3 protein-coding genes are annotated in these 3,617 nt (G+C 60.6%); 2 read left to right on the forward strand and 1 reads right to left on the reverse strand.

Translation table 11 applies throughout. The annotated features are described in order from the left end of the window. The coding region (locus tag WEB61_RS11365; RefSeq protein ID WP_368064450.1) for a sensor histidine kinase at positions 1-1,122 on the forward strand (1,122 nt) is incomplete at its 5' end. Between the two features lie 26 nt (positions 1,123-1,148). Here WEB61_RS11365 and WEB61_RS11370 read toward each other — a convergent pair. Then, positions 1,149-2,444, reverse strand: coding sequence for an acyl-CoA dehydrogenase family protein (locus tag WEB61_RS11370; protein WP_368064451.1), 1,296 nt, complete (start codon positions 2,442-2,444; stop codon positions 1,149-1,151). A gap of 346 nt (positions 2,445-2,790) precedes the next feature. On the opposite strand from WEB61_RS11370, the gene WEB61_RS11375 reads away from it, so the two are divergent. Next, positions 2,791-3,617, forward strand: an 827-nt coding sequence (locus WEB61_RS11375) for a helicase-related protein (protein ID WP_368064460.1), incomplete at its 3' end; no start/stop codon positions are given.

Below are 3,617 nucleotides of genomic sequence, written 5' to 3' on the forward strand. Positions count from 1 at the left end.
AATCTCATCACCTGCGCCGCGCCTAACCTGCCGGCTGACTTCGCCGAATGGGTCGCCATATTCTGGAAGGAACAAAGGACACGTGGCTTCGGTACCATGGCGCGGGCCGGTCAGAAAATTATCACCACGGATCTGCAGAACGAACGCCATGGCAGCGGTATGGCGCCCTATATGCGCAAAGCGGGCATTCAAACCATCTGGTTCCAGCCCATCATGTCTCGCAACGATCGCGTCGTCGGCGCCTTTGCCATGTATTTCCCGGACGCCCGGGAACCAGGCAGATGGGAAGACGCCTATCTGCTTGGTGCCGCGCATCTGGCGGGAATCGCCATCGAGCGCCGCCAGGCCGAGCGGGGACTGAAACAGGCGACCGAGAGCGCCGAAATGGCCAACCGCGCCAAAACCAAGTTCCTGGCCAACATGAGTCACGAGCTACGCACACCGCTGAACGCGATCATCGGCTTCTCCGAAATCATGCGCGACGGGATGTTCGGCCCGCTCGGCAATGAGCGCTATCGGGAATATGCGGTGGATATCCACGATAGCGGACGGCACCTGCTCAATGTCATCGACGATATTCTCGATATCTCGAAGATCGAAGCCGGCCGCTACGCCATCGAAGAACAGGACGTCGACCTCGCAGACGTCCTGCACTGGTCCGCCGAGATGATGCGGGCCCGAACGATGGACAAGAAGCAAAAGGTATCGCTCGGCCTCCCCGACAACATGCCGCGCATCTGTGCCGATCAGCGAGCCATGCGGCAGATCATGCTGAACCTGCTGTCGAATGCAGCGAAGTTCACGCCTGCGGAAGGGAGGATCGATGTCGCGGTCGGTTTGACGGATACCGGCGATCTCAGTGTTGCCGTATGCGACACGGGGATCGGCATTCCAGCCGACAAACTGGGCGAAGTGATGGAACCCTTCGGCCAGGTCGACGACACCAACGCCCGCCAGCATGGCGGTACCGGTCTCGGCCTGCCGATCACCAAATCGCTGATCGAGATGCATGGCGGTGATTTCCGCCTCAAAAGCACCGTCGGCGTCGGCACAACGGCGACGATGATATTGCCCGCATCGCGTCTCATATGGACGGAAAAAAGCGAAGCCGCCGCCCGCTAGACGTCGGCGACCTCGCTCAACCGGTTCTATTCGGCCGCTTTTTTCTGCCGCTCGCTGGCACCGATAAAGCCGAACAGATGCCCCCCAACCTTGCGCATCTGGATTTCTTCCGAACCTTCGGTAATCCGGTAGCGGCGGTGATGGCGATAGATATGCTCGAACGGCTTGTGGCGCGAATAACCCATGCCGCCATGCACCTGAATAGCGAGATCCGCCGCCTGACAGACAAGCCGGTTTGCGCGATAGTTGCACATCGACACCTTGTCGGAGAGATAGCGCGCGACGTCCTTCTTTGACATCTGATCCATCTGCCATGCCGTCTTGTAGACGAGGTTCCGGATCATCTCGCATTCCGTATGCGCTTCGATCAGCGGGAACTGTATCGCCTGGTTGGCGGCCAGCGGCTTGCCGAAGGGCTTGCGCTGCTTGGCGTATTTGACGCTCTCGTTGATACAGAACTGCGCTGCACCGACGCCAGATGCCGCCTGGCGAATGCGGTTCTCATGCACGAAGTGCTGCGCGAGTTCGAGCCCACGCTCGGGATCGCCCAGAATTGAATCTTCCGGCACCCATACATTGGTGAAGGAGACGCGCGGATGATCCGTCGGCATGTTGAAGGTCCAGAGATATTCCTCGATCTTGACGCCGGGCGTATCCGTCGGAACGATAAAACAGGTAATGCCCAGCGGGTCGCCGTCCTGCCCGCTGGTGCGCGCGAACACGAAGTCATGCGTCGCGACATGCATGCCCGTGTTCCACATCTTCATCCCGTTGATGACCCAGCCATCCTTGCCGTCGCGCTTTTCACGGCGGCCCCGCGTTTCCATCCAGGTCGCGTCCGAGCCATGCTCGGGCTCGGTCAGGCCGAAAGCGACGCGGACCGAACCGTCAAGTGAACCGGGAATGAATGTCTTCCGTTGCTCTTCGGTACCGAAATCACGAAACATCAGCACGGTCGGAAAATTGCCGACGACGGACGTTTCGTTCTGGAGGTCGTTGAAGAGGCCAAGGCCCTTGGCCGCCAGATGCTCGCGGATGACCGCCATACCGAGATTGGTACCGTCCTTGCCGCCATACTCCTTGGGCAACGCGTAACGCAAATGCCCCGCCTTGTCCGCAAGCTTGCGCATCTGGCCGAGCAGCGCCTCCCAGTCGTGGCGCGGCAGGCCCTGATTGTCCCAATCGGTGCGCGCATGCTCACGGCGATGATCGAAAAAACGCTCGTTATCGTCCCGCGCTTGCAGCGGCTTGATCTCCTTGTCGATGAAGTCGTCAAGCACATGGAGATAGTCGATGATCTCCTTGGGGATCGTGAAATCCATATTGTCCTCCCGGGGGTGTCGCCGGCCTCTGACGGGCCTGATGGCAAATGTCCATGATCGTCACTATAGACCGCGGTCCAGTATCGGAAAGGGCCTCCGGGCGCGGCTCGAAAGCACAACCGCCCGGACGCTGCGGAAGGCGTGGCAATATTTTCCGTTAATAATTTGTCTGCCTAACGTGTTGCCCAGCCACAAGATTTAGCCGTGAACGAAGACGGAAGACGAACAGGTCAGCGATTCGGACCCGGTTCGTTCGCCCAATATTCCTGTGCTTAAAGCAGGGTCGGTTAACGGCGGCACGTCCTTGCCTTTGGCTTCTTTTGCTCCGAAGGTGCGCCTTGAAAACATGAGTATCCCGTCCGTCCCAATATCCACCCGCCACGCTCGCGACGGCCTTGCCGAGCGCCGCCGCGTTACCGCGGTGCTCGGTCCCACCAATACGGGCAAGACCCACCTCGCCATCGAGCGAATGACGGGTCACGAGACCGGCATGATCGGTCTGCCGCTGCGCCTGCTGGCGCGCGAGGTCTATGATCGCGTGGCGAAGGTAAAGGGTCAGCGCCATGTGGCATTGATCACCGGCGAAGAGAAAATCCTCCCGCGCGATGCCCGCTATTTCATCTGCACTGTCGAAGCGATGCCGCTCGACCGGCCGGTCGAGTTTCTGGCCGTCGATGAAATCCAGCTCGCGGCCGACCGCGAGCGCGGCCACACCTTCACAGACCGCCTCCTCCGCGCGCGCGGCCTGTCCGAAACCATGATGCTCGGCTCCGAAACCGTTCGCGGCCTGATCCAGAAACTGTTGCCGGAGACGCATTTCATTGTCCGGCCGCGCTTGTCCGAGCTGTCGTGGACGGGACCGAAAAAGCTCACACGCCTGCCGCCCCGTTCGGCCGTGGTCGCCTTTTCGGCCGATCGGGTTTACGCAATCGCCGAGTTGATCCGCCGTCAGCGTGGCGGCGCGGCGGTCGTCATGGGTGCACTTTCGCCGCGCACCCGCAACGCGCAGGTGGCGCTCTACCAATCGGGCGAGGTCGATTTTCTGGTCGCGACCGACGCAATCGGCATGGGCCTCAACATGGATGTCGACCATGTCGCCTTTGCTGCAACCCAGAAATTCGACGGTCACCAGCACCGCGCCCTTCATGTGGCCGAATTGGCGCAGATTGCCGG

The sequence above is a fragment of the Parvibaculum sp. genome (assembly GCF_040882025.1).
Taxonomy (GTDB): domain Bacteria; phylum Pseudomonadota; class Alphaproteobacteria; order Parvibaculales; family Parvibaculaceae; genus Parvibaculum.